The organism is Streptomyces sp. GESEQ-35, assembly GCF_017948485.1.
GTDB lineage: Bacteria > Actinomycetota > Actinomycetes > Streptomycetales > Streptomycetaceae > Streptomyces.
Genome location: NZ_JAFFSX010000085.1, coordinates 1 through 1,082, shown reverse-complemented (window position 1 = coordinate 1,082; position 1,082 = coordinate 1). Strand labels below are relative to the sequence as shown.

The window sequence follows — 1,082 nt, the reverse complement described above, 5'->3', positions numbered from 1 at the left end:
TGCCACGCCAGGTCGGGCCGGTGCGATGCGGCGGCCTGGTGCACGGTGGCGACGAAGTTGGGGCGCTCGATCTCGCACCACCGCAGTGCCTGGTCGCGCGAGGTGAACGTCATGGGCTCGCATTCCGGAGGCCGGGGGCCGAGAGGGAACGGGCGATGGCCCGGAGAGAGGTAGCCGTAGACGGCAGCCGCCGTGTGCAGGTACCAGTGCGCCAGCCGTTCCACGGCCCGGTCCCGCTCCTGCGGCGTCTCTTGCGTGGTGACGCGTTCCGCGGCGTAGACGCGCAGCAGGTCGTGCAGGGCGTAGCGGCCGGGCGCGTGCTGGTTGAGGAGGTTGAGCCGGGTGATCTCTGCGAGCAGGCCGCGGGTCTCGCGCAGGGGAAGCCCGGCGAGGGCCGCTGCGGCGTGCCCGCAGATGTCCGGGCCGGAGTGCAGGCCGAGCAGGCGGAAGAGTCGCGCGGCCGGTGCGGACAGGGCCTCGTAGGACCAGGAGAAGACGGTCCGTACGTCCGAGGTGGGGTCGCCGCCGGTGAGCGCGTCCAGGTTGCCCCGGCCCTCCCGCAGTTCTCCGGCGATGATGCCGAGCGCGAACCCGGGGTTGGTCGCGGCACGCGCCGCGACGACGGCCAGGGCCAGGGGCAGCCGCCCGCAACACTCGATGATCTCGTTCACGGCCTCCGGTTCCGCCGTCAGCCGTACAGCACCAACGCGGCGCGCCAGGAAGCCGTGGGCCGCGGCGGGAGACAGCGGGCCCAGTGTCAGCGGTCGCGCCCCCTCGTGGGCGACCAGACCGGTGAGCTGACTGCGGCTGGTGACGATGGCCAGACAGTCGGCGGAGCCGGGCAGCAGCGGGCGGACCTGCTCGGTGTCACGGGCGTTGTCGAGGAGAACCAGCACCCGGCGGTCGGCGAGCAGACTGCGGTAGAGGGCGGTCTGAGCGTCCAGCGTGCCCGGGATGGTCTGCGGGGGGACGCCGAGCGCGTCGAGGAACGCACGGATCGCCTCCGCCGACGAGACGATCGCACCGGTCGGGTCGAATCCGCGCAGGTTGATGTAGAGCTGCCCGTCGGGATAGCGCTCGGC

General features: G+C 72.8%; 1 protein-coding gene. It reads right to left on the bottom strand.

Features of this window, described 5'->3' with window-relative positions; all coding sequences use genetic code 11:
- The coding region (locus tag KCH87_RS48440) for an NB-ARC domain-containing protein (protein ID WP_247197940.1) at positions 1–1,082 on the bottom strand (1,082 nt) is incomplete at both ends.